Source organism: Photobacterium sp. TLY01 (genome assembly GCF_021432065.1).
Taxonomy (GTDB): Bacteria; Pseudomonadota; Gammaproteobacteria; order Enterobacterales; family Vibrionaceae; genus Photobacterium; species Photobacterium halotolerans_A.
Window position 1 is genome coordinate 1,215,728 of sequence record NZ_CP090364.1, and the last position, 26,196, is coordinate 1,241,923.

General features: G+C 51.5%; 23 protein-coding genes. 19 read left to right on the forward strand and 4 right to left on the reverse strand.

Annotated elements, in window-relative coordinates; translation table 11 throughout:
• The first annotated feature begins 45 nt into the window (after positions 1–45).
• The 12 genes from LN341_RS06070 to LN341_RS06125 all read left to right on the forward strand — a co-directional run bounded on the left by LN341_RS06070 (position 46) and on the right by LN341_RS06125 (position 12,319).
• Positions 46–2,229: a vWA domain-containing protein gene (locus LN341_RS06070; protein ID WP_234204407.1), complete on the forward strand. Its 2,184-nt coding sequence runs from the start codon at positions 46–48 to the stop codon at positions 2,227–2,229.
• A gap of 169 nt (positions 2,230–2,398) precedes the next feature.
• Positions 2,399–2,971, forward strand: a complete 573-nt coding sequence (yeiP, locus tag LN341_RS06075; protein WP_234204408.1) for an elongation factor P-like protein YeiP — start codon at positions 2,399–2,401, stop codon at positions 2,969–2,971.
• Between the two features lie 189 nt (positions 2,972–3,160).
• Positions 3,161–3,658, forward strand: a complete 498-nt coding sequence (locus tag LN341_RS06080) for a hypothetical protein (protein ID WP_234204409.1) — start codon at positions 3,161–3,163, stop codon at positions 3,656–3,658.
• A gap of 346 nt (positions 3,659–4,004) precedes the next feature.
• On the forward strand, positions 4,005–4,802 hold the full coding sequence (locus LN341_RS06085) for a transporter substrate-binding domain-containing protein (RefSeq protein WP_234204410.1): 798 nt from the start codon (positions 4,005–4,007) through the stop codon (positions 4,800–4,802).
• A 78-nt stretch (positions 4,803–4,880) separates the two neighbouring features.
• A complete protein-coding gene (locus LN341_RS06090; RefSeq protein ID WP_234204411.1) occupies positions 4,881–5,828 on the forward strand; it encodes an amino acid ABC transporter permease in 948 nt (315 codons plus the stop codon).
• A gap of 19 nt (positions 5,829–5,847) precedes the next feature.
• Complete coding sequence (locus LN341_RS06095; RefSeq protein ID WP_234204936.1) at positions 5,848–6,573, forward strand: amino acid ABC transporter ATP-binding protein; 726 nt, start codon at positions 5,848–5,850, stop codon at positions 6,571–6,573.
• Positions 6,574–6,855: 282 nt separating this feature from the next.
• Positions 6,856–9,042 carry a methyl-accepting chemotaxis protein gene (locus LN341_RS06100; RefSeq protein ID WP_234204412.1) on the forward strand — a complete coding sequence of 729 codons (2,187 nt, stop codon included), beginning with the start codon at positions 6,856–6,858 and terminating at the stop codon, positions 9,040–9,042.
• 77 nt (positions 9,043–9,119) lie between these two features.
• A complete protein-coding gene (locus tag LN341_RS06105) occupies positions 9,120–9,860 on the forward strand; it encodes a 5-oxoprolinase subunit PxpA (RefSeq protein WP_234204413.1) in 741 nt (246 codons plus the stop codon).
• Positions 9,857–10,555 carry a 5-oxoprolinase subunit PxpB gene (gene pxpB / locus LN341_RS06110; protein WP_234204414.1) on the forward strand — a complete coding sequence of 233 codons (699 nt, stop codon included), beginning with the start codon at positions 9,857–9,859 and terminating at the stop codon, positions 10,553–10,555. The genes LN341_RS06105 and pxpB overlap by 4 nt, the downstream gene beginning before the upstream one ends.
• Positions 10,537–11,463, forward strand: coding sequence for a biotin-dependent carboxyltransferase family protein (locus tag LN341_RS06115; RefSeq protein WP_234204415.1), 927 nt, complete (start codon positions 10,537–10,539; stop codon positions 11,461–11,463). Before pxpB ends, LN341_RS06115 begins: the two co-directional genes overlap by 19 nt.
• A gap of 51 nt (positions 11,464–11,514) precedes the next feature.
• The gene (locus LN341_RS06120; RefSeq protein WP_234204416.1) at positions 11,515–12,075 is read left to right on the forward strand and encodes a gamma-glutamylcyclotransferase family protein; all 561 of its coding nucleotides are present in this window, start codon (positions 11,515–11,517) and stop codon (positions 12,073–12,075) included.
• Complete coding sequence (locus LN341_RS06125) at positions 12,068–12,319, forward strand: hypothetical protein (protein ID WP_234204417.1); 252 nt, start codon at positions 12,068–12,070, stop codon at positions 12,317–12,319. The genes LN341_RS06120 and LN341_RS06125 overlap by 8 nt, the downstream gene beginning before the upstream one ends.
• Positions 12,320–12,336: 17 nt before the next feature.
• Here LN341_RS06125 and LN341_RS06130 read toward each other — a convergent pair whose 3' ends face one another.
• A complete protein-coding gene (locus LN341_RS06130; protein ID WP_234204418.1) occupies positions 12,337–13,116 on the reverse strand; it encodes a DUF3108 domain-containing protein in 780 nt (259 codons plus the stop codon).
• Positions 13,117–13,591: 475 nt separating this feature from the next.
• Here LN341_RS06130 and LN341_RS06135 point away from each other — a divergent pair, with 475 nt between their 5' ends.
• Positions 13,592–13,810 carry a hypothetical protein gene (locus LN341_RS06135; protein WP_046219284.1) on the forward strand — a complete coding sequence of 73 codons (219 nt, stop codon included), beginning with the start codon at positions 13,592–13,594 and terminating at the stop codon, positions 13,808–13,810.
• A gap of 161 nt (positions 13,811–13,971) precedes the next feature.
• The gene (locus LN341_RS06140) at positions 13,972–14,448 is read left to right on the forward strand and encodes a DUF2947 domain-containing protein (protein WP_046219594.1); all 477 of its coding nucleotides are present in this window, start codon (positions 13,972–13,974) and stop codon (positions 14,446–14,448) included.
• Between the two features lie 50 nt (positions 14,449–14,498).
• Here LN341_RS06140 and LN341_RS06145 read toward each other — a convergent pair whose 3' ends face one another.
• Both LN341_RS06145 and LN341_RS06150 read right to left on the reverse strand, forming a co-directional pair.
• The gene (locus LN341_RS06145; RefSeq protein ID WP_234204419.1) at positions 14,499–15,290 is read right to left on the reverse strand and encodes a pirin family protein; all 792 of its coding nucleotides are present in this window, start codon (positions 15,288–15,290) and stop codon (positions 14,499–14,501) included.
• A 176-nt stretch (positions 15,291–15,466) separates the two neighbouring features.
• Positions 15,467–17,125: a VRR-NUC domain-containing protein gene (locus LN341_RS06150; protein ID WP_234204420.1), complete on the reverse strand. Its 1,659-nt coding sequence runs from the start codon at positions 17,123–17,125 to the stop codon at positions 15,467–15,469.
• 184 nt (positions 17,126–17,309) lie between these two features.
• Here LN341_RS06150 and LN341_RS06155 point away from each other — a divergent pair, with 184 nt between their 5' ends.
• Both LN341_RS06155 and LN341_RS06160 read left to right on the forward strand, forming a co-directional pair.
• Positions 17,310–18,827 (forward strand): phosphatase PAP2 family protein, encoded by a 1,518-nt coding sequence (locus LN341_RS06155; RefSeq protein ID WP_234204421.1) that lies wholly within the window; start codon positions 17,310–17,312, stop codon positions 18,825–18,827.
• 179 nt (positions 18,828–19,006) lie between these two features.
• Entirely contained in the window at positions 19,007–22,066 is a 3,060-nt protein-coding gene (locus tag LN341_RS06160; RefSeq protein ID WP_234204422.1) for an FAD-binding and (Fe-S)-binding domain-containing protein, read from the forward strand.
• Between the two features lie 59 nt (positions 22,067–22,125).
• On the opposite strand, the gene LN341_RS06165 is transcribed toward LN341_RS06160, so the two are convergent.
• Positions 22,126–22,956, reverse strand: coding sequence for a UDP-2,3-diacylglucosamine diphosphatase (locus LN341_RS06165; RefSeq protein WP_234204423.1), 831 nt, complete (start codon positions 22,954–22,956; stop codon positions 22,126–22,128).
• A gap of 224 nt (positions 22,957–23,180) precedes the next feature.
• On the opposite strand from LN341_RS06165, the gene LN341_RS06170 reads away from it, so the two are divergent.
• The 3 genes from LN341_RS06170 (at position 23,181) to ectA (ending at position 26,175) form a co-directional block, all read left to right on the forward strand.
• Positions 23,181–25,037: a diguanylate cyclase gene (locus LN341_RS06170; RefSeq protein ID WP_234204424.1), complete on the forward strand. Its 1,857-nt coding sequence runs from the start codon at positions 23,181–23,183 to the stop codon at positions 25,035–25,037.
• A gap of 103 nt (positions 25,038–25,140) precedes the next feature.
• Complete coding sequence (locus tag LN341_RS06175) at positions 25,141–25,296, forward strand: hypothetical protein (RefSeq protein ID WP_162940910.1); 156 nt, start codon at positions 25,141–25,143, stop codon at positions 25,294–25,296.
• A 342-nt stretch (positions 25,297–25,638) separates the two neighbouring features.
• Complete coding sequence (gene ectA, locus LN341_RS06180; RefSeq protein WP_027252511.1) at positions 25,639–26,175, forward strand: diaminobutyrate acetyltransferase; 537 nt, start codon at positions 25,639–25,641, stop codon at positions 26,173–26,175.
• Positions 26,176–26,196: the final 21 nt, after the last annotated feature.

A 26,196-nucleotide genomic window follows, 5' to 3' on the forward strand; every position in this document is an offset into this window, starting at 1 on the left:
GTTGTGTTTACAGAACAGATAAACGTCAATGAGTTAGGTGAGAACATGAGAAAGGATATTCAAGTCGCGCTGCTGGCAGTACTGACCAGTGTGTTAACTGCCTGCTGGGATGATGATAAAGATGATGATGCTTCCGGCACCGAGAGAAATGCGTTGATTCGAACGGAAACGTTAGCCGCCAACGATTCGCACTGCGCCTCCGGGGGGCTGCGGATTATTGCGGGTTACGATGAAAACCAGAATGCGCAGTTGGATGAGGCGGAATACGTCTCGTCAAAGTATGTCTGTAACGACGGTCAGCAAAGTTCAGATGGTGAAGGGAACTCAATTTTTGATGAGGCATTGGTTGGGATTGCCTTTATTGCCAGGGAGGATGTGAATTGCCCGGCAGGCGGGCAGCAGATCTACATGGGTGTGGATAAGAATAACAATCAGATCCTGGACAGTGACGAAATTACAGACACTGAGATTCTCTGCAGCGACGGAACGCTGGATGCACCGGCCTCTGTGATTAATGCGCTGACTGCCTCACCAGCGACAGTGCTGAGTCACGGTGTTTCTGTGCTTGAGGCAACCATATCCAATGCTTGGCAAGTGGATAAGATCCAATGGACAGATCAGAACGGTCAATTATTGTCTCCAAGAAGCAGCAGCGAGCCACATGTCCTGGATCTTCAGGCCGGCTCGGATCTCGGACAGTTTACATACACAGTGAGCATTGAAAAGCTGAACGACAGCGGTAAGCAGATACTGCAGTCTAAATCCATTACGATCACAGTCAGCCAGGCCCCGTCGGCCACTCAATCAGTGTCGCTTGAAACCCGTCAGGTATTTTTGCCGGATGACTTTACGATGTCACCAGTGACGGGGGATATCTCTGGCACCGTGATTTACGGGAATCCGAAAACGGCGTCTGCGAGTTCGCGAATGATGGCAATTCCAACACCGGAAGAGACTGAGCTGGTGGGCTTTGTTGCTGAACGGGGGGCACTGAATCAGGGCACGACAGCCCAGCAAATTCTGCAAACCATGGTCAATGCGGTCAGCCAGCATTTGCCATCAGCGGGAGATCGGATTGAACAGCTTTCACAGACAGTGCTGGAAAATGGCAATGTGTCTGCCAGCTATAACATCACCCTCAATACAGCCATGCTGCCAACCCATTTGCTCCATCTCCTGCTTCAGCAAATGGCTGTGAATGTGATTGGCGGCGTGACAGATACGTTAATACCAGCGGCGACAGAAGTGGCCGCCTCGACGTTTCAGTTTGATCTGGTTGTGAGCTATGACCCGTTGCAGGACAGCCTGATTATGACGGCGACACTGGTAGATAAAAGTCATGTCGGACGTTATGCGGATGTTATCAGCGCCACGACATCCGAAACGATCAGTGCAGCGCTGGGTTCAACCTTGCTGCTGCAGTCAGATCAGTTTACCGCGGTTGAACAGACGCGCTCGAAAGCGGACTTTCTCTTTGTGATTGATAACTCGGGCAGTATGTCAGATGAACAGCATGAGCTGAGCCGCTTGACCCAAAGTTTTATTCAAACCATCGGGGCTTCCGGAATCGATTATCAGGTCGGTACGATCACCACAGACTCGGATCAGCTACGTGGCGTTGGGTTTACCCATGATGCCACGCAAATTGAAGCGGACTTCATTCCGGGGACTCACGGTAGTGCGACGGAGCGGGGGATCTTTTACGCTGAAAAGGCGCTCGAACCGGTGAACGGGACGGTCACTCTGGCCGGATATCCCCGGGTTGGCGCGTCACTTTCTGTCATTATTGTCAGTGATGAGCCAAGTCAGTACGGCAATAATCCGCCGTTTGATCCGAGCCAAAACCTGTTCACGGATCACGGTTATCGCGTCTATGCCATTGTGAAGCCGGGGGATGCTGGCATCAGTCAATATGATGATCTGGCGGTATCGACGCTTGGAAAAATCCTGAACATTGATTTGATTTCAGAATACGACAGCTTCATGAATACGGTGGCAAATAATGCTGGGGCAACCAGTGCCGGCTATCAGTTATCCCTGGCCGCAACCCATCAGATCCTGTCTTCTTCTTTATCCGTCAAAGTGAATGGGGTTACGGTACAGCGCAGCACGGCGAATGGCTGGCAGTACTATCCGTTGTCGCAAGCCGTTGTGTTCACCGGTGCCGCAATTCCGGCGGTAGGTGCCACAATTACCATAGCCTATCAATATGTACAAACCACACCCTAAATAGTGCACCACAGCCGGGCTGACAGAGGTCAGCCCGCTGTTTTTAGCGCCTTGTTTCGTTTGTTCAGGTGGAACGGTAAGAAAGGTCACTTTTTTTTCACTGTCTACTTGTCTTCATGCCGTTTCGTGCTATTTTCTCGCGACAAATGTCTATCTGGAGTTTATGGCTATGCCAAAGGCAAGTGAGATTAAAAAGTCTGCAGCGATTGAACACGAAGGTAAGGTTTATTTTGTTAAAGAAATCAACAAACTAACGCCAAGTGGCCGTGCTGGTAACAGCCTGTACCGTATGCGTATGTATGATGTGGCAACCAACGCGAAAGCGGATGTGAGCTTCAAAGCGGACGACATCATCACACTGGCAGACTTTAGCCGCCATGGCGCGTCTTTCTCTTACATTGACGGTGAAGAATATATCTTCATGGACAATGAAGACTACACCCCATATCACTTCCACAAAGATGTGATTGAAGAAGAATTGCTGTTCATTACTGAAGATATTCAGGGGCTGCATGTGCTGGTGGTGAATGGTGCGCCGGTTGCGCTGGAACTGCCGTCTACAGTGGATCTGGAAATTGTAGAAACCGACCCTTCCATCAAAGGCGCCTCTGCCAGTGCACGGACAAAGCCTGCGGTACTGAGCACAGGTTTATCCGTCCAGGTGCCAGAGTACATTGCAACCGGTGATCGCATTCGTGTGAATACACTGGAACACAAATACATGAACCGTGTAGAGAAGTAAGTTCTCTGCACTGCCGGAAAAAAGCCGCAGTCAGAAGTGCTCCCTCAATACAGGACACTTTTGTTTTGCGGCTTTTTTTTGAACAGCCTCCCAGCATCGCTGCTTCAATTTGCACAGCGATTCACTATCGTTAAGCTATGCAACACGTTTTTATTTGATCTCCCACAGCCCGGAACCGGAAATCGTCGTATGAAAAAGGCATTGTCCAGCCTGATAACTTTACTCTTGCTTCAGGGGTGTGTCGGCTATGTCGGCGGCGATCTGGAAGATGTCGTGGTTGATACCTATCTTGATCAGTGCCGCAATACGCCCACCTATTATGAAATGAAAGTGTATACCGATGCGAAGAATGACTACGCAGATGAAAACATCTCCGGCATGATTTCGACTTATACCTTAGGACTGTTTCCGACCTACTGGCTGTCTGAAGTGCGCAGTAAAGTCATGATAGAAGGTAAGGGGAAAGCGATTTATGCCAGAAAAGATGTCAGTCGTATTCATACGTTCTATGGGTTTTTATGGCTGCTGTTTTTAAGTGATGACAGTGTGAATGCGCTGCGGGCGGATGAAGGTTCAGGCCTGCGGGTGATTGAAGGCATTCAGGACAGAGCCGTGGCGAAAACGCTGAATGAAATGCCTGACAGCATTGATATCAATGAACTGTGTGTCACATACCTGGATTTATAATATTTTTGTGTATCTGTCTGCCGGTTTGGTAGATTTTCCTGTCTTCTGTGGTGTTAAATTTGTTAATAATGAGCCCACTGTCAAATAATCAACTTAAATATCATCCTTTGTGATTGGCGCTGACTTCCGCAATCTGTGCTGCCTGATGCTGCTTTTCTTGTAATTTGGTGCTGTTGAAAGTCGTTGGTGTGATTATTTATGCCATAAATTAGCATGAATTTGACATTTGTCCTGATTATTTTCTGTTCAGTCTCAATTGAGTTCGCAAGATTTAATTTGCTATAACCATCTTCGTATGAGTTCGATACATCAGCATTTTGATAAAGAGAAGGATACAAGGATGTCTATGCGTAAATTCGTAAGCAGTGTTGTGGCAGCCTGTGCATTGTTAGGCACGTCAGTGTCTGCCACTGCTGGCCCGGTCATGGATGATATTGTGAAAACCGGCGAACTTCGGGTGTGTTTTGACGCAGGTTATATGCCGTTCGAAATGAAAAGCAAAAACGGCTCTTTTGTCGGTTTTGATATTGATATCGGTAAAATGATGGCCCGCCAGATGGGCGTGAAATATGTGCCGGTCAACACAGCCTGGGACGGTATTATTCCAACGCTGTTAACCGGTAAGTGCCACATCATCAATGCGGGGATGACGATCAACGCGCAGCGCAATATGCGCGTCAATTTTGCCGACCCTTACATCATTGTGGGTCAGAGCATCCTGCTCAATCCTGAGCTGGAAGGGAAGATCAAAAGCTACAAAGATCTGAATGACAGCAAATACACGATTGCAACCAAACTGGGCACCACAGGTGAGCAAGCGATCAAGCGCATGATCAGTAAAGCAAAGCTGAATGTGTTTGAAACTCAGTCTGATGCTGTACTGGAAGTGGCAAATGGCAAAGCGGATGCCTTTATTTACGATATGCCATTCAACGCCATTTATGCTTCGCAGAACAGCGGTAAAGTGGTTCACCTGGAGCAACCATTTACCTATGAGCCATTAGGCTGGGCGGTCGCACAGGGCGATATGGATATGCTGAACTTCCTTAATAACTTCCTGCGCCAGATCAAAGGCGACGGTACCTATGAGCGTATCTACGACAAGTGGTTTAAAGACAACAGCTGGCTGAGCCAGGTGCAATAAATCCAATCACGGCTGGCCGCAGAGCCAGCCGTGCATTCCCGCTGTTTTCTCATTCCGACACGCCTAAGGAAGAAGTATATGATTAGGACGTCTAACCGGTGGCTCTGGCAAACTGTATTTGTCGTCATCCTGGCACTGCTGATGACGGGGCTGTATCAGGCTTCGCAAAGCATCAATTACAACTGGCAATGGCACCGTGTCTTGCCATTTATCGTGGATACCACACCGAAAGAGTTCAGGGCGCAGGGTGATGGTACGGTTCAGATTAACGCTGATAACTCAATCACCATCAACCTCGACTATAACAATGTGCCGCAGCAGATCCCGGCCTATGATAGCCGTTCAGTCCAGCAAGGCGATCTGGTATTTGAAGGCGATGTGGTTGCCAGCAGCTCGCAATGGACGATTGGTCCGGTCACGCTGGGCTTGTGGGTGACTCTGAAAATCTCGGTACTCTCACTGTTCTTCGCCATTATTCTGGGCCTGATGGCAGGGTTGATGCGGATATCTCATAACCCTGTGACCAAAAATCTGGCTTTTCTGTACGTTGAAATTATCCGTGGTACCCCTTTACTGGTCCAAATTTTCATCGTGTACTTTTTCCTGGGCACCATTTTCGAGCTGGAGCGTTTTACCGCCGGTGTCGTGGCGCTGTCTATCTTTACCGGCGCCTACATTGCAGAAATTATCCGCGCCGGTATTCAGTCGATTCCGCCAGGGCAAATGGAAGCGGCCCGCTCACTGGGGATGAGTTACCCCAAGGCGATGATGTATGTCATTTTGCCGCAAGCCTTTAAGCGCACTTTGCCACCGATGGCGGGTCAGTTAATTACGCTGATCAAAGACTCATCTCTGGTGTCGGTTATTTCGATTACCGATTTGACCAAGGCAGGCCGGGAAGTGATCAGCGGCAGTTTCGCCACTTTTGAGGTGTGGTTTGTGGTTGCAGGATTGTATCTGCTGCTGACGACCAGCCTGTCGTGGGCCGTACAGCGAATTGAGAAGAGGTTGGCGAGCAGTGACTAATACATATCAGGGCGACAACATGATAGTCGCCGACAAGGTCAATAAAATTTATCCCAATCTGTGCCATGCCCTGAAAGATGTCAGTGCAACGGTGAAGCGTGGCGAGGTAGTGGTCATCATCGGGCCGTCAGGCTCGGGTAAATCGACCTTTCTGCGTACGCTCAACCAGCTGGAAGTGATTACCTCGGGGCAGATTCAGATTGATGGTATGAACATGTACGCCAAAAGCACCAATATCAACGAATTGCGTGCGAACGTTGGCATGGTCTTTCAATCGTTTAATCTGTTTCCTCATAAAACGGTGAAAGGCAATGTGATGCTGGCACCCCAGAAGGTCAGGGGACGCACGAAAGCGGAGATAGAGCCGGAAGCCGAAAAACTGCTCAAGCGGGTCGGTCTGGCAGACAAAATGAATGTCTATCCGTCGCAGCTATCCGGTGGCCAGCAACAACGGGTGGCTATTGCCCGGGCTCTGGCCATGCGGCCGGACGTGATGCTGTTTGATGAGCCGACCTCTGCGCTCGACCCTGAAATGGTCGGCGAGGTGCTGGATGTGATGAAAGATCTGGCCGCAGAAGGCATGACCATGGTGGTGGTCACGCACGAGATGGGCTTTGCCCGTGAAGTGGCTGATCGCGTGCTGTTCATGGAAGACGGTGAGTTGCTGGTCAGCGATTCGCCTGAGAACATATTTGACTCGCCCAAGCATCCACGGCTGGCGCAGTTCCTGTCAAAACTTCTCTAGCAGACAAGTCTCTTCCTGAAATCAACCCAAGGCAGGCCAAGCTGGTCTGCCTTTTTATTTCCGCAATCTTTTTGGTTTCGTAATCAAGTCATCCTCTTGCACCCGAATGAGGCACATTTTTCCCGGTTGAACCCGATTGGTGCATGGGTCGTACAAATATTGCGCAATTCCCGCCTGAGACAATCCATTGCAGTGGCACTGAAATTGCAGCCAGTCGAGATAAACAACAATAAGTTACGACAAACACGACACATAAAATGCGAGATGCAGGGAGTTTGCACAATGGATTTGTCCGCTCAGGAAAAACATTGGTTACCCGTTTGGGGGCGTACGGGAAAACTGGCTATGCGACGGGCTTGCTGGCTCAATCGCAAGCGTCAGGATGATTTGCAACAAACCTTCACCAGTGTGGCACTCACACGGGTGAGAATTTTGGAAACCTGGGTGGAGAACCAATGGCTGTTTTTGCAGGATGCGGCCTTGTATCTGGCCACTAAACCCGAGGATGAACGCGATGAGGCGTTGCGCAGACTCAAAGGCCGGGCGGCGCACTTCTCTGAGTTGTTTATCTCGGACAGCCATGGCCAGATCAGCAGCTCGACGCACCCTGGCCACAAAGGGCAGACACGGGTGACGCAAAAGGCGTTGCAGCACGGACTGCAGGCGCGTTTCCTGCACGGCCCTTATGTTGATCCCGTCACAGAACAACTGGGCCGCACCACTTCTTCTTTTCATGATGCAGTGACCCTGATGTTCTATCAGCCGGTGACTGTTCAGCTGGCCGACGGCACCACTCAGGTGCAGGGATGTTTGTGTGCCAGACTGCCCAATGATGTCATCAGTGATTTAATTCAGCGCGAGGCCGGGCATATCTATCCTGAATCGGGCGATAACTATATTTTTATGGTGGAGTCTGCGTTCGATCCGCAGCTGCTGCCGGGCACGGCGCTGTCACGCTCCCGGTTTGAAGACGACACCTTCTCTCACGGCGAGAACCTCAAATCCGGGATTCACACCGGGTATGGCACGGTGAAGGTCAACCGGCACACTGAGTTTGAAATCCGATTTACCGATCCGGCCACCGGAGAGCTGCATCCCGGCGTCAGAGAAACCATCCGGCACGGACAAAATCTCTTCGTGTCTTATCCCGGCTATTCGGACTATCGCCACATTCCTGTCATCGGCAAAGGGGTGACATTTCAGTTGCCGGGTTCGCCGGATCGCTGGGGGATGATGTGCGAAGCGGATCTGGAGGAAGTTTACCGCCACCGATCCTTGCATTACCGGCTCAGCAAAACCTTTTTCATGTGCAGCGCGGCCGCCATTTTCTTCCCGATGCTGATGAGTGTTGTTTTCGGGCTGGGCCCCATTGCTCAGGCTGGATTAGGCGTGCTGACTGCCATACTGAGCTTACTCGTGTTCCGTTTTACCGCCTCCGGTCCTTTGGTGAAGCAAATGCAGGAAATGACTTCAGTGATTCAGGCGCTGGCGGAAGGTGACGGAAATCTGCAGCAGCGATTGAATGCCGAACGCTTTAAACCCGATGAAACCGGTGAAATGGGGCGCTGGATTAACAGCTTCATCGACAATCTGGATGGAGTGATCAGTGAAATGATCCACGCGGCCAATGAGGTCCGGGAAGTCAGTGAGTCCATGCTTCGCCGTTGTGAGCGGATGGATGGCGCGGCGAATGACACCTCGACTGCCATTGCAGCAATGCTGAACCTTGCGGGTAGCCAGCAGAGCGATATCAGCTCGGCATCGGTATCAGCACACCAGATGCAGGATGTGATGCACCTGGTGGTGGTGGAAGCGGAGCAGGAATATCAGCAGGCATTAGCCAACACCAATAATATCAAAGGCGTGGTTGCCCGTTCCGCTCAGAGTGTGAACGGGGTGAATAACGAAATGAGCCAGATTGGCGATATCGTTAAACTGATCACCGACATCACGGCGCAGACCAATCTGCTGGCCCTGAATGCAGCAATTGAAGCGGCAAGGGCCGGCGACCATGGCCGGGGCTTTTCTGTGGTGGCGGATGAAGTACGCCAGCTGGCAAGCCGCACGTCAGAGGCGGCGAACCATATTGGTTCGTTAATGGAGAAACTGCGCCTTGAATCGGCGGCGGCGGTGCAGTCGATGGAGCAGGGCATCCGGGATGTCGAGCAGAGCACTGTGGTGATTGATGCCGGAGAGCGCAACAAACAGATGCGGCAAGCGGTGGAAGCCATGTTTGAGGTGATCAACCAATTGGCAGGAAACAGCGAACGTCATCACGACACGGCCCAGGCTGCGCAGCACTCCACCGAGCTGCTGACCCGTTCGTCCCAGCAACTCAGCCGCCGGACTGTGTTGGTTCAGAATGCCATTTCCCGGCTGCGTCAGATGGTCGACAGGTTTGAAGTCAGCTCAGGCGATCACACCCATCATGCCTCTGAACGGTTGCCGGGTCACAGAACCTATGGGTGAATGGCGGTGAATCTTTGACAAACTCGTTATAATTGAATCAGGTAGGATGATGATATCAACGAGTGCTAAGGATTCGCATGAAACTGAACTGTGATATGGGTGAAAGCTACGGAAGCTGGCAAATGGGCGATGATAAAGCCGTTATGCCCTGGGTGGATATGGCAAACATTGCCTGCGGCTTCCATGCTTCTGATCCGGATATTATGTCTGACACCGTGGCCTGTGCAGTGCAGCATCAGGTGATGGTCGGCGCGCACCCGGGTTACGACGATAAGCCGGGTTTTGGCCGGCGTCATATTCCGCACAGTCCGGCGGCGATCACCCATCTGGTGGCCTATCAGACCGGCGCTCTTGACGCGGTCTGTCAGTTGCATGGCACCAGCGTGTCCTATGTCAAACCTCACGGCGCCCTGTATCACGACATGATGGCCAAACCGGACGTGCTGAACGCCATTCTGGCAGCGATCGCCGCCATGAACCGGCTGCGTCCATCCCCCCTGAGCCTGATGGTGCTGGCCAGAGCAGACAACAGCGTGGCAGAATCCGCTGCCCAGGCATTCGGGGTACCTTTGCTGTTTGAAGCCTTTGCCGACCGGGCATATGATGAGGCAGGGAATCTGGTACCGCGCAGTCAGCCGGGCGCGGTGCATCATGATCCGGCCAGAATCAGGCAGCAGGCGATTGAACTGGCGTCGGGCACAGTGACCACTCACAGCGGGGCTGTGCTTGCGCTGCATGCCGATACCTTGTGCGTTCACGGGGACAACCCGGAGTCGATCGCGACCATTGCGGATATCAGAAAGGCGATGGCGCTATGATTCGATTTGATTCGGTTTCCGAAACCGGCCTGATGGTTCATCTGGCCGATGAGATTGACGTCAGCCTTACGCCATTGATCGGGCGGCTGGTCAGCCAGCTTCAGGCCGATTTTCCGCACCAGCTGATCGAGATTGTGCCTTCCTATACCTCTATCCTGATTCATTTTCACCCGGATAAAGTGACTGAACGTCTGCTCAGGGAACGGATCAGTCTCTGTCACAGCCAATGGCAGGATAAACCGGTCGCGACTGTGGGTCAGGTGATCGAACTGCCGGTTTTTTATCATCCGGATGTTGGCCCGGATCTGTTACCCCTCGCTGAAGCCAAAGGGCTGAGCGTGGATCAGGTGATTGCACTGCACAGCGAACAAACTTACACCGTGTGTGCTATCGGTTTTGCGCCGGGTTTTGCCTTTCTTGCCAGTGTTGACGAAGCCATTGCCATGCCACGTCATGCCGAACCCAGATTAAGCCTTGCTCCGGGCAGCGTTGGCATCGCCGATCGTCAGACAGCCGTTTATCCGGCGCAGTCACCCGGCGGCTGGCAAATCATAGGGAACTGTCCCAAGCCATTATTCAATCCGGAACAGGAGCCGATGACCCCGTATCATGTCGGCGATCAGGTCCGCTTTCAACCTGTAGACCGATCCACCTTTAAGTCGCTCGGAGGTAAAATATGGCCACACTGGAAGTGATCCGCTCAGGCACGCTGACGCTAATTCAGGATACGGGCCGCCTGGGCGTTGCCAGTTATGGTCTCAGCCAGGGCGGGGCGGCGGATATGCATGCCTACTGCTGGGCCAATTATCTGCTCGGCAACCCGATGAACTGTGCACAGCTGGAGATCACGCTGGGTCAGGCCAGCTTCAAAGCCCATGCCGATATGGAATGTGCGCTGACAGGGGCTGAGATGCAGGCCAGTCTGGATGGCGAGCCTGTGTCTGCCTGGAAGACCTTTGTGATGCGAAAAGGACAGACGCTGCAACTGGGTTATGCCCGTTCGGGGCTGCGTGCCTATCTGGCGATTCAGGGCGGTATTCATACCCCCAGCGTGCACGGCAGCCGGTCAACCGTGGTGCGTAATCAAATCGGTGGCATTGAAGGACGTCCCCTGCAGAAAGGTGACAAGCTACCGGTTCAGGCCAGTCTGGTCCGCCACAGTCCGCGTTATGTCCCGCCTCGTTTCATTCCCGATTATGACAAGCCGATTGAACTGCATCTGTTGGCTTCGTCCCAGTGGGATTATTTCTCACCGGAGGCCAGAAACCAGTTTTTCGATAACCATTATCATGTCAAACCGGAGAGTGACCGGATGGGGTGCCGTCTGGAAGGTAATGCCATACTCGGCGGCCCGCAGGGCATTGTCTCTGAAGGCATTGCGCTGGGTGCGGTGCAGATCCCGCCCAATGGTCAGCCGATTGTGCTGCTGAACGACCGGCAGACATTAGGCGGCTATCCAAAGCTGGGCTGTGTTGCCAGAATCGATCTTCCCCGACTGGCACAGGCGCGCCCCGGAAAAGACATCCGATTTATTCGTGGCGATTTGGTATCATTGCGGAAAGCCTGGCAGCGTTTCTCGCACTTTTTCGGCTTGCCTTATTAGGCAGTCCTGGCTGCCAGGCGGTTCATCCGGTGAATTTTGAGGGAGGAAAGGATGTTTATCTTCGGCTACGGTAGCTTAATCAATCGGGCGTCACGTCAACTGACCGGGCAGACAGGGCAGGCTGTCCCGGCTGTGGTTGAGGGCTTACAGCGCCACTGGGGGAAAGTGGATGGCAGTTATGCTATTGCGCCGTTGGTCGCTTCGCTGGGTGAAGGTCGCTGTAATGGCGTGCTGCTGAAAGTGGAAGATAACACACTGGCGCATTTCGACCGCAGGGAGCGGGGATACACCCGGGTGGAAGTCGATCCCTCTTTGATCACGCATCACGGTAGTCTGCAGTTTGATGCGCCGGTCTGGGTGTATGTGAAAGCCAATCCGGCACCGCCTTGTGTGAATCAGCCCATTATGCAGACCTACGTCGACACCGTGCTGGCGGGTTGTCTGAGTATTTCCGACGCCTTTGCCAGGACGTTTATTGAAACCACGTCCGGCTGGCATCATCCGCTGGAAAATGATCGTCACTCCCCGAAATATGGCAATCTGGCCGGGGTGGAGGATGCGCATCTTCCTGTGATTGACCGCTTACTCTCTCCGGCACGGAACCATGGCTAAGCCCAATAAGAAAGGGCCGGACACCACAGTTGAGATTTTCTGCAGTCAGTGCCGTACGCGTCTGTTTAAGTACCGTAAAGGGGGAAAGGGCGCATTGGTGAAGTGTTTCAAAGAAAGGATCGTGAAAGACTTTACACGCTCTGCCTGCCAGTGCCCGAATTGCGAGCAGACTTTTGCCCGCGAGACCCTGATACGTGGCACGCCTGCTTTTAAAATGATCGGCGGCAAAGCGTTCCAGAAATAGCACTGGAACGCGGGTGATTACTGACTGACCGCGGTACTGACTGTCATCTCATCGAGATTGTTGCTGAAGTAGCTTTGCGGGCAAACTTCCCGTTTGGTACGCAGCACGGCTTTGAGATCTAATATCTTGCGTTTATAGGTTCCGCGAACCAGCTGATAGTCAAGCTCAGGAGAAAACCAGAGTTTGACTTCCCGGTCGGGTTTTTTAATTTGCTCAACCCGGATGGTCTCGACAGTACCGTAATTGGTCTGGAGCTTTTCTTTACCTGCAACCCGGAAAAAGTAGTGATTCACTTCGTCCGACTCCTGCATCTTGAAGTCAAAAGTCTGCTTGCCCTGGATCAGGTTCAGCCGCATTTGGCTGGCCACAGCTTCCACATCCAGCAACGGCAGGTCATTACTGTCAAAGCTGAGCTTTTCCCCGTCGGTGGTGATGTCTGAACGGGTGCCGTCCTGATTAAAGCTGCCACGGGTTGTGCCGTCCAGCAGTCCTGTGATATTGCGGTTGAATGACTGAGTCAGGAAAGAGCCTTTCACATCAGACCAGACAACCCGTGTTTGTTGCTGAAAATGAGTTTTGGCCACGATGGCCGACAGGCGGCTGGTGGACTGAATATCAACACGCTGGTTGTTCTGCCAGCTTAACTTGCGTTCAAAATAGCCGATTTTATGGCTACCGTAGAACAGATCGTAGGTCAGGGTTTTGACACACTGATGCCACTCAACGGGCGGGGAAGCCATCAGGTGAGAAGATGCCAGGCAAAGTGGCAGCATTACAGACAGAGTAAGTCGTTTCACGGAACCTCCCCATGTACATGGCCGGATGATCAGGCCTCTTTAAGCGTAATCAATTTGGTTGGTGATGTGCATTGAACTGTGCAAGCAATCCACAGATGAGACACCTATTTTAAGGCAGCTGCGCCAGTGAATGCGACCTGTGTCCGGTAAGTGACTGGTTTTCCGGTAAAGCATGCCTGATAAAGTGTCTTTGCAGCCTATCTGAATGATGAAGTTTTTATGTCATTTCTCAGTCAGTAAATTCAGAGGCTTACCGTTAGAGTTAAGTGTAGCTGGCAAGAGAACAACCGGGATGGCTGCATAATTGATTGATTTCTGGTGAGTCATTTTTCCTGTCCTAGCAAGCCAATGTGACAACCTTATGTCGGGAATTTGACGCTTTTGAGAAGGGAACCTATGTTTTATGGGCCCTTGAGGTACATCGCTTGTTCAAAGTGAGCATAGGTCAGGTTCAATCCACGAGCAGGAGGACAGAATGAAAAAGGCAAATGGTGTCTATCGGCTGCAAATCATCAAGGAGGTTGCAACAAGAAAGCAGCTTGAAGGCAGCAAAGATCCAATGGCAAACCATATCCACCAGTTATTGGAATCCAGAGCGGCGGATTCCAATAGCGAAGAGAATCACCTGTTCAGTGGCAATCACTTTGATGATCAGGCAGGTGGTTGGGTCAGCAATTTCTGGAGCGCTAAGTAACCGGAATATGTGATGACATGACCGGGTCAGGCCTGCTGGGATCTGACCCTTGTCGGCGCCGGGAGCGACGACTGGTAATCTTTCTTATCAATCGCCTGGTTCTGGCATCAAAGCCTTATCTGCGGTACATTTCCCGGTCTCACTTTATTCTGAATCAGATAATGCATTACATCGACATCAACACTTATACCCGCAAATGGATTTTCACTCATGCGTCTATGCCGGTTCCGGCAGAAGATCTGGCACAGATTCAGCCTTTGACCCAGGCCCGATCGGCCACATTATGGCGTGAATTTATCAGCAGCCAGAGCCCGGATTCAGATCACTTCGGTAAGGGCGACTGGGCCGCAGAGGATAAAAACTGGACAGAGACTGTCGAGTGGCAAGCGGCGTGGGATGACGATGAGCCGGCATTACCTGAAGCATTGGCCGATTTCCTCGACTGGGAAGACAATACCCCTGTCTATTTCTGCTATGAAAAATATAACCTGATTGAGACCACCTGGGCAGTGTTTAAGCGGAACTGGAAAAACTTCCTGTTTTTTGATGACGGTCCCTTACTGATTGCCAGAAAGAAAACTCAGGCCGTGTGGTTCCATTCAAACGGCACCTGCAAGATAGGCCACAGAAACGCTTAAATCATCATGCGCAGCCCGCATCAGAGCTGGCCGCGAATAGGGCGGCCTGCTCAGGAACTGATTTCAGATCCTGCTTTGCTTCCCATGAGCCGGGAGATGTTGTCACAGGCCAGATGCATGTTTTCCTGATTGGAATGCACCGAGGCGCCTGAGCTGAGCAGAGGCTGTTGGAGCGGCTGACCCAAGACCAGAAACAAGCGGGCCCCTTTCTGGCTGGTTTTGATATGGATGGGTAATGCGGACGGTTTGAGGATACCCATTTGCTGCGGATAAAGCTGATTGGCCCCGATATACACTGAGCCTGAACGCAGATAGACAAAACCGGCAACCAGCGCTTCATCCGGCTGCCAGTACCAGCCACCGTAAGGCGAGATCATAATATCCAGGTAAGTGACCGGGATACTGGAAGCGATGGGGCTGGTGGCGTCTTTGTACTGACCAATCAGTACCTTGGTGGTCGCATCGGTTTCTTCGACCAGCGGCAGGTTCTGGGTGCAAACGTACTGGCTGGAGGCATCGGCCATTTCCTGCTCCCCGGCCGGCAGTGCTGTCCAGAGCGCGAACGATTCAGCGCGGCCGCCCAGCGGCTGCATGGTATCTTTGTGAACGACACCGTTGCCGGATGTCATGATCTGAAGATCGCCGGTTTGCATGGTCACAGTGCAGCCACAGGAATCGATGTGATGCAGGGTGCCCGTGACCGGATAGCTGAATGCTTCTATGCCGGAATGCCCGTGGTAGTCGAGCCCGGTTTCCTGCTTGATGCCATTGGCGTCAAAATGATCCCAGAGCACAAAAGGGTTCAGTTCAGCCAGATTATCGCGGTAAATGTAAGCGGTCATGGGCCCGGATTTCCGACCGTAGCGGACTTTATTGATTGTTCTCGTCGCTTGCATGATCGCCACCCACTTTTCTGTACTTCTTGTGATTAGAGCTTAGCTTATACTCACACTAAACGACTATTTGAACCCTTTTGTTTTCTGAAAATTGACGCCATTTTTACCATCCTTGACTCAGTTCACATTTGCCAGACAACATGGCTCACTTTCGCATCCAGCCCCAATTGCTGAAACAGACGCAGCCAGCGTTTCTGATTGGCCTGCAGGGTATCACCCGGACCCTTCACTTCGACCCATTGAATCTGTCCGGCTCTGAACATGACTAAGTCGGGCTGACCGCTGCGATTATGGCGGGGATCGAACAACAGACGTGACAGCAGCGCATAGAGCTGCTCGCCATTTAAGCAAGATACGGTCTCCGCAATCAGCTCTGGTGTCAAAATCGTCCAGTTCACCCAGTCATTTGTGATCCCCTGCTTTTGCTGAAAAACTTTCAGCCAGTTGTGCCAGCCACCTGTGCGGATGGCATTGAGCCGGGCTGTGAGCATGTCTCGCCTGCGCTCTGAAAATTCACTGTGGTACATGTCACGAGGTGCCCGCTGGAAGGGATTGAGAAAAGCACCGGTAACCGGGGCAAAAATAATGTCCCAGAATGCCAGACCAAATAATCCGCCCAGCAGGGCATTCTCGGTATAGTAAACCTGCCACCCTGCTTGCTGGTAATGATGAGCCACCGCCAGTTCTACACGCGCGTTGCTGACCGGTAATGTGAGGGTCTCCTGAAGAAAGTTGTCTTTGATTACCGGTGTGACAGGCAGCTTGAGGGAACGGCGGAGTTTCAGATCCAGGCGTTGTCCGACTTCGGCTTCTTCTTCATTAAAGGGCGCCGCCAGCATCTGCTGGCAGATTGCCAGCGCGGTTTGGTGGCGTTGCAGTCTGTCCAGGATCCGCACCCGGCGCTCACGACTGGGCGGTAGTCTGCTCTGGCTGAACAGAAACAATGCCAGATCGTCCTGACCCAGACGTTCCAGATCCCGGGCTACCCGGTTGACCAGGCGTTGCCGCAGCCGCTCAAGCGGCGCCCATTCGCCAGGCCCTGGCAGGTGACGGGCGAACTGGCGCATTGCCCGGGTATCTTTGCTCAGTGACAGCGCCTCGTACTCGGCGGCTAAGGCTTCCAGAGACAACCACGCCTGTATGTGTTGTCGTTGGGTAAACAGCCGTGTTGTCGCGTCGATTTGATAGTGTTCAAAGGTATGCAGACCCAGATCGGCCAGCACAAACTGGCTTAAGTCCTGATACTGGTTGCCGAAAAACAGCAGCAAGAAGGTCGTCAGATGCGTTTGGTGTTCCACACGCACGATGGGCTCTTTCAAAGCTGATACGGGAGGTGACAGGGCCAGAATGGCTTGGATGAGCTCGGCTTTTCTGGCGTGCTTTAACGCCTGAGGGTGCGTGTGTCCCGCAGGAGAATCCTGGTCGCTAAACAGGTTGAGCAGCTCAGGTTTGGTGAACAAAGCCAACAGTTCATCAACGGGCCAGTTTGCTTGATGACAGGTAATCAATTGCCTGCTCTGCAGTTCTTCAATTGCATTTTCGGTATCGCGGATTTCAGGGTAGCTGAATTTGCTGACACGAAAGTAGCGGCCTTTGCGGGACAACATCCGGATGTACAGCTGCCTGGCATCCGGTGTCAGCAGGAAGTAAGCCCTTAGCCATGCATGTTCGGCATGACTCAACAGGTCATGATATTGCTGGCGGACAGCGCTTAGCAGGAGATCAAAATTGTGGCGGTAATAATCCGGTGCCAGTACCGCTGGTATCGTTTGAGTCATCATGGTCTCACTGGCTGATGGTCTGTGACCTGTTGTGGAAATTTCTCACGTTGCCGTAAAGCTCTTGAAATCTGAAGCGATAAAATGACAGTAACATAACATCATAATTGATGGGTAAATCATGGTGGCATATCCTTCATATTGATAAACTTGCCACAGGTAATTGTTTTAAAATGAAAGGTTTTCAGTGATCAGACAGCGTGGTCTTTTTCCGTCGGCTTTAATCATGCTCGCGCTTGCCGTGTTCACTTCTCTTATTGCTTTTCTTTCGTGGAATCTGCATGCCGAAGAAGCACACAGCCAGCGCGCCATTTCTGTTGATCCGCACAGTGAACAGCCTGCCAATCTGGTCGGGGCTGCTTGTGTTATCCGGCATGGCAAGCAGATGGTGATGGTGTCTGAGGTGATTTCTCAGAAGCTGTCTATCCCGGGCGGTTATATTGACAATCTGGACACGGCCAGTGAGGCTGCCCGCAGAGAAGCACTGGAAGAAACCGGCTTGAATGTTGAAGTGGTCAAGCTGTTGCAATACCGGGGCAGAGCCGCCATTTTTGCCTGTGTGACAACACAGCCGATTCTGGTCGCAAAGCAAGAAGCAAAGGAGCCGCGCCAGCAGATAGCAGCCTGGCACGCGGCGGATTTCAGCCGGGAAATTAAAGCGGTCTACCTGGTCTCACCCTTGTCTGTACAGGACACTGAGTATCGCTTTCCCGAAGATACACCCTACTTATATCAGTGGATGCTTGAAACGCCGGAAAGTGAGGTTGAGTTTTATACCGATATCAGTGCCCGGGCAAGCGCATTACATCAGACCGAACTGATTGTGATCAAAGCCTTTAAGGACTGGGCTAATCACCTGCCGGATGCCGCAAAATCTGTGCTGGACAGCATGATGTGGCTGCTGAATTTGTCCGGTGAATACTGGTTCGTGTTCTTGCTTGTGGCTGTTATCGCCGCCTTATTCGGACCAACGGCCATGCTGCAGCTGCTTGCCGCGACTGTGCTCACCATTTTGGTCTCGACCAGTCTGAAACAGATTTTCTACGTACCTCGTCCCTTTTATCTGGTGCCGGCCTTACAGAACGGCGCGGCTTACGGGTTCAGTTTTCCGAGCGGGCATACCTTATTAGCAACTGTCCTCTGGGGCATGTTCTGGATGAAACTGTGTGCTGGGAAGTCATGGCTGAGCACCTGGGGGGGCTTATTGCTGGTGACGGGGTTGATCATCGGCCAGGCGCTGGCCCGTATCTGGTTTGGCGTGCATTTTATTTCCGATACCCTCGCGTCCATCCTGATCGGCATTGTGCTGCTTGCCCTGTTCTCCCGGCTGATCACTCCGAGCGCCATTCGGGGGAAGGCGATCTGGCTGGGTATTACGGTGCTTACCGGGCTGGCCGCTGGTTTAACCTTGCTGCCTGCACATACCTATCTGTTTGCCATTTCGCTGGGCGTGTTTCTCAGCCTGGATGCGTTACCGAAAAGAAGCCTGAATCTGTCTGTGCTCCGGCATATTCTGGTGGCGCTGATATTGCTGGCGGGCTCAGGTGCGATTGCTTACTTTGCTGCCGTGATCACCAGTTTCTCCACGGTCAGTCTGATCACGCTGGGCATGCGTGCCACAGGTGCATTTTTGCTGGCAGTCTGGCTGGTCGCTGGCTCATCCTTGATGCTGAAATTACTGGCTGACCCGGAAACGACCCCATAACGCTCTGGCGGGCACGGCTAAAGCAAACAGAAACCTGTCAGTAAGCTGTGCCTGACACTTTGTTTCATGACTTGAGTGCGGTAAAGTGAGCGCAAACGATTATATCAAACAGGCATAATAGTCTGGATTAATATGGAGCCAGTGAAAGCAGGATCGCTAAATACTGGACAAGGAGAGCAATGTTACCCGCACTGACGTTTGAGAACAGTATCGATGAGATCGTACTGTCGTATCTGGATGCGCTGGAAAATGCAGGATTTTCCGGCGATGTTGAACGCACCTATGCCAGCCGTCTGGCTGTCGCAACCGACAATAGTATTTATCAGCAATTACCTCAGGCTGTTGTCTTTCCGAAATCGGTAGATGACTTGGTGCTGGTCGGAAAAGTGGGTCAGCAACCTGCTTTTCAACAAGTCAGCTTTTCGCCCCGTGGCGGCGGCACCGGAACGAATGGTCAGTCACTGACCCCGGGCATTGTCGTTGACCTCTCGCGTCACATGAATCAGATTCTTGAGATTAATCCGCAGGAAGGCTGGGTCAGAGTGCAGACCGGGGTGGTCAAAGATCAGCTCAATGACGCACTGCGCCCGCATGGTTTCTTTTTTTCTCCCGATTTATCCACCAGTAATCGCGCAACCATTGGCGGCATGGTCAATACAGATGCCTCCGGTCAGGGCTCGCTGCAATACGGTAAAACCTCAGATCACGTCCTGGCACTGAAAGCGGTGCTGGTGGATGGCTCAGTGCTGGATACCGAGCCTTTGTCGCAAGACGGGCTGGCCCGGATCGGGCAGCAACAAGGTCAGGTCGCCGAAGCCATCCGTGTCGCGGCGAACGTGTGCCGCGAGAAGCGTCAGCAAATTCTGGATAAATTTCCGCCACTGAACCGTTTTCTGACCGGTTACGATCTGAAGAATGTGTTCAATGATGCAATGACACATTTTGATCCGGCACGTCTGCTGTGCGGCGCTGAAGGCTCGCTGGCCTTTATCGCCGAAGCTAAACTCAATATCACCCCGATCCCTAAAGCCCGGGCGCTGGTGAATATTAAATACGACAGCTTTGACGCGGCGCTGCGCAATGCACCTGTGATGGTGGAAGCGAAGGCGCTGTCGGTCGAAACCGTGGATTCAAAAGTGCTCAATCTCGCCCGGCAGGATATTGTCTGGCATACCGTCAGCGATCTGATCACTGATGTGCCGGGTAAGGATATGCAGGGGATCAATATCGTTGAGTTTGCCGGCAACGATGTCGAGTTGGTTCAACAGCAGGTGCAGCAACTGAGCGAGCGCCTGGAAAACTTAATCGGACAGCAGGGGATTATCGGTTTTCAGGTCTGTGAGGATCTGGACAGCATCAACAAGATCTACAACATGCGCAAAAAAGCTGTGGGTCTGTTGGGCGCTGCCAAAGGCTGGCAGAAACCAATTCCTTTTGCCGAAGATACCTGTGTTCCACCGGAAAATCTGGCCGATTTCATTGTTGAGTTCCGCCGGTTGCTGGATGAGAAACAGCTGCATTACGGCATGTTTGGTCATGTCGATGCCGGTGTATTGCATGTGCGTCCTGCGCTGGACATGTGCGATCCGGCGCAAGAAAAAATGATGAAGGAAATCTCCGATCAGGTGGTGGCGCTGGTTGCCAAATACGGCGGTCTGATGTGGGGCGAGCACGGTAAAGGCTACCGTTCTGAGTACGGACCTGAGTTTTTCGGTGAAGAATTGTTTACCGAGCTGCGTCGGATTAAAGCCGCCTTTGACCCGCACAACCGGCTGAATCCGGGCAAGATCTGTACCCCATTAGACAGTGATGCCGAACTGGTGAAAGTGGATGGCCTGAAACGGGGCTATTTTGACCGCCAGATCCCGGTCAAAGTCAGAGACAGCTTCAAGCAGGCGATGGAGTGCAACGGTAACGGCTTGTGTTTTAACTACGACACCAGCTCACCCATGTGCCCGTCGATGAAAGTCAGCGCCGACCGCCGTCACTCGCCGAAAGGCCGGGCCGGACTGGTTCGCGAATGGCTGCGTTTGCTGGCTGATCAGGGCGTCGATCCGGTCAGGCTGGAACAGGACCTGATGGAAAAGTCGCCGTCGGTGAAGCAAATCATCGATCGCTTCCGCAATACCTTCGGATCTCAGCGTAAAGCCTATGATTATTCGCACGAAGTGATGGAAGCCATGAACGGCTGTCTGGCGTGTAAAGCCTGTGCCAGTCAGTGTCCGATTAAAGTGGATGTGCCGAGTTTCCGCTCGCGTTTCATCAATATGTACTACAGTCGTTATCAGCGTCCTGCCAAAGACTACCTGGTCGGCTACGTGGAGAGCTATCTGCCGGTGATGGCCAAAGCCCCGTCACTCGTCAATGCCGTGATGCGTCCCGGCTGGTCAAAATCTTTGACGGCGAAAGTGCTTGGCTATGTGGATATGCCTGAACTGTCAGTGCCGACCCTGATGCAGGGACTGGCGGGCAGCCATGCAACCCGGTTTGATCTGCAGTGGCTGCAGGCTTTGTCTCAGGAAGAGAGACAGCAGTATGTGCTGATTGTTCAGGACCCGTTCACCAGCTACTACGATGCGGAAGTGGTGCGGGATTTTGTTCATCTGATCGAAAAACTGGGCAAGAAACCTATGCTGGTGCCGTTTAAACCCAACGGCAAGGCGCAGCATGTGAAAGGTTTCCTGCGTCAGTTTGCCAAAACAGCGAAAAACACCGCCGACTTCCTCAATCAGCTGGATGAGCTGGGCATGCCGATGGTTGGTGTTGATCCGGCTTTGGTGCTCTGCTATCGCGATGAATACAATGAAATGCTGGGGGATCAGCGCGGCGATTTCAAAGTGATGACAGCTCACGAATGGCTGACGCCATTATTGAGTGATCTGGCGCCTCTGGCGCCGCGCAATGACAGTGAGTGGTATCTGTTTGCCCACTGTACCGAAAAAACCAAAATGCCAAACGCGGAAAAAGAGTGGGCGGCCATCTTTCGTCACTTCGGTGCCAGCATGAAAGCTGTTTCTGTCGGTTGTTGTGGCATGGCGGGCACTTTTGGCCACGAGAAAGATAAGCTGGAAACGTCCAAAGGGGTGTTTAATCTCAGCTGGCAGCCGAATCTGGCGCAGTTGGATGGCGACCGCTGTATGGCAACCGGCTATTCGTGCCGCAGCCAGGTTAAGCGTTTTGAGCACATTAAGATGAAGCACCCGGTGCAGGTGTTATTACGTTTGGTGAGTACAGCCTGATAACCGGCTGTTTGTCAGACAGACTGTGACGGCGGAGCGCTCAGGCCTCCGCCGTTTTTTTACGCCACTTTTTCTTTTTGTTTCTCTGTATCAAACAGGGGGGTGATCTGAGGATTGACCTGAAACAGCGTTGAGCTGTCGAGGCATTCGGCCTGCTCTGTCCAGCGTATCAGCTCAATCACGCCGTCGTGGTGCTCGGCCAGAAAGGTGCAGTTTTCGATCCAGTCCCCGTCATTGAGGTATAAAATGCCGTCCTGTTCAGTAATTTCCGGATGGTGGATATGACCGCAGACAATGGCGTCCACGTCTTTGTGTTTGGCCATCGTGACAGCGGCATGGCGGAATCTGGCAATCGCCAGATTGGCTTTTTCAACTTTGCTTTTCAGGTAACTGGCCAGCGACCAGTAAGGTTGCCGGGTGAAGCGGCGGTAGCTGTTCAGCCAGCGGTTCAGGAACAAGAGGAAGTCGTACCCGGCATCGCCCAGTAAAGACGTCAGCTTGCTGTGGCAAACCATGCTGTCGAACTCATCACCGTGAAGAGCAAGAATACGCTTTCCGTTTGCGCTGGTATGGATGTATTTGTGTGCCAGTTCAACATGGCCAAGATTAAAGTGAATAAATTTGCGGATGGCTTCGTCGTGATTCCCCGGTATATAGATGATCCGGCAGCCCTGATCCGCACGTTCCAGTAACAGACGGACGGCTCTGGTGTGGCTTTCCGGCCAGTGAAACCGCGATTTCAGCGACCAGAGGTCAACGATGTCACCAACCAGAATGAGGGTGTCTGCCTGATAGCGGGATAAAAAATCAAGCAGATAGTCGACTTTACAATCCCTGTTTCCCAAGTGGATATCTGATAACCAGAGTGTACGGTAGGTATGTTTTCCCATAGTCGATTTAACCCTTAGAGCAAGGTATCAGTGTCAGAAATAAGACTAATTTTCTTATATGACATTTGGGTGTCGTATCAGTGACGCCTTGATGGCAATGAATCGGCTGTAACATGTTACGGCATGCGCGCTCTGACAATTAGGTTGCGACATGCCTTTGTTGATTAAGATATAATCACGCTCACTCAGATTTTGCCCCATGTTTTATTGAACAGATATTATCAATGGAATTTAAGCCTAAGTATTTGATTAAAATGGTTCTGCCATTGCTCGTTCTGCTGGTGTCGGCGCTGGTGTATTTAGGCTATTCGGATTATCGCGCCATCCGGGATAGTGCCTATTCACAGGCACAGGCGAATTTGAATGTGGCGAAAAAATACTTAGACCAGAATTATATTGCGGCAACGAATCAATTATTTTTATTATCCGCGATCCTGAAAGGAGCAGAGAATATTCCTGCATTTCTTGATGCGGCGAACTATGTGGTCAACAACCAGAATAAATTTCTGGAGATCGGTTTACTGGTCGATTCAGATTATTACGGCACAGACGGATTTCACCTGTCAGGAATTGACGAGCGGGTAAAGCGCCGGCCCTGGTATTCTGATAAACAACAATCCGGCGATATTTTTCTGTCGGATCTGTACCACAGTAACAGCACTAAAAAGTGGTGTGTTGCCTTGGTTTCAAAACTGACGTTACCCGGAAAGAATGATGTCCGGATCATGATTGAGTTTGATGCTGGTGCGATGTCGGATGATCTCTCCGGTCTGAAAACGATGAAGAACGGTTATTTGTATGCGATTGAGCCGAAGACAAGCAGGGTTGTGATTCACCCCGACAAAGCGCGATTGGGTGTAGACTCTGTCAGTATCAACCCTGAGCTGCTGACTCAAGTGTTGGCCGGCGAGGCTCAGGGCAGTATCCCTTCTTACCAGTACGACAATCAGTATAAATTCAGTGTTTACGATACCCATAACCGGTTTAACTGGGTGCTGTTGTCGGGGACCAATAACAGTGAAATTGCGGCCAATGCCTTAAGAATTGGCGTTGTGGGTGGCGCCTTGATGACCGTCGTTTTTATTATTTTGCTGGCAGGTTACCTGCATACCCGTGTTCATCAGGTCGGAGGGCAGCTCATTGAAGCGCAGGAATTTGATGAGCTGCACGAGCAGTTGTCGGCGTTATTGAACGATACTATGGGGAGCAGCCGAATCTATCTTTTCGTGATGAATACCAGAGAAGGGCTGCTGGAGGAGGCATATCATCATATACGGGCCGATGTGCCGGCAGATTTACTCTGTCGTATTGCCGGTTGCCAGCAACTTGGCCGGTTCTGCAGGCCCGAACAGGATGAGATCGTCCGTCTGATTGCGCCGAGCGAGCCCTGCATCCGGCTGCCTTTAGTGAACAGTGCCAGGGCGGATGACAGTCAGCAGGCGGGCAGCCGGTTGATTGGGGTGTTGTATATTTGTCAGCCCGGTTTGGCTTATCCGTTTTTCGCGAAAATGATTGCCAATTATACGCTCAGTGCATTGAACCAGTTACTGCTGACGCAGCACATACGCAGCGAAGATCAAATGACAGGGCTGAAAAATAAAAACAGTCTCCGTCAGCATATGGAGCAGAAGCTGACAGACGGGGCCACGGGTTACTTTCTGGCCATGATTGATGTGGACGACTTTAAATCAGTCAATGATACTTATGGCCATTTGCTTGGCGATCAAGTCATTCTGAACGTCGCAAGTCAGATGAAACGCAGCTTTCCGCCACAAGCTGTTTTGTGTCGGTATGGCGGGGAAGAGTTTGCGGTGTTAATGGAAGCACCTGACCAAGAAACCGCCCTCAAGACATTGGATGATTTCCGTGCAAAGGTAGAGGGTAGCCTTATTACGGTTCATGAAGGCAGATCCTTTGCCATTACCGTCAGCATTGGTTTTGCTCCTTTGCGTCAGGGAATGGAATCGACTATCTCGTCTGCAGACAGGGCACTGTATCAGGCGAAATCCCAGGGTAAAAACCAGGTTCTCAGTGCAGATATGTGTTTAATCGGAACAGAAACGGAAGCAGTAACAGCCTGATGTCGTAATTGGTGCTAAGTTGAAGAGTTGGCAGTGAATTTCTGACACGGACATATGCTTGTTATAACAACCAGGCGATTTACAGACACCTACAGGGGGAGGCATGCTTAAATTTGTAGTGATAATCCTGCTGATTGCAGCGGCAGTAGTCATGGCTCGGTTTTTGGACGAGCGGCATCAGAAAAAGCTGTATATTGGCATAGTGATCTCTGCCATTATTGCGATTGCTGCTTTTATGGCAATGGAACTTGCCAGGTAATGTCTGCGACAACGGATTCTTCATTTTTCTTCCTTCTTTACGTCAAGTCGCTGAGTCTGACGACAGCGGCTTGAAACGTCATTCTCTTCTTTTCCCACAACTGAACTGAACATTTCTGGCCTGCAGATCTCACTTATCGCGGTTTGATGTCGCTTTAATGACAGTAATATGATTAGTTCTGTAATTATTAGCTTTGTAATCATTTTTCAGTATTAACCATTTAAATATCAATACCTTATCGTGACAATCAGTAGGTTGCTAAAAATATTAGGGTTGATCTTATCGTTTCAGTCCCTATAATTGTTTTTGAATTCATTAGAGCACTAAACAATGTGGCGACCAATGATTACAATGGCACCATGGGCATTAGCCCCAGAAACATCGACTAAGACTCAGGAAGAGTTTGTTTTTCGAAAACCGGAACGAACAGATGGTAATCGAGTGCATTCACTGATCGAATCTTGTCCCCCATTAGACACCAACTCCTCTTACTGCAATTTCCTGCAGACCACTCACTTCAAAGACACATGTATTGTTGCTGAATCAGACGGTGAGATGGCAGGGTTTGTCTCGGCTTACAGAGTCCCTGAAAAGGAAAATACTCTGTTTATTTGGCAGGTTGCTGTCGGCGAGAAGGCGCGTGGTAAAGGGCTCGCTTTCAAGATGATTCAACAACTGCTGGCGCGTGATGATCTCAGCGATATTCGCTGTATCGAAACAACCATCACCCGCCTCAATAAAGCCTCTTGGGCGTTGTTTAAGAAGGTGGATCAGGCGAACGGTAACTTAGGTGAAGTCTCGCTGTTCCTTGATGAAGAGAAGCATTTCGACGGTGAACACGACTCGGAATATCTCTATCGCATTCCACTTAAACAATAAATCACGACAAAACAGGATAAG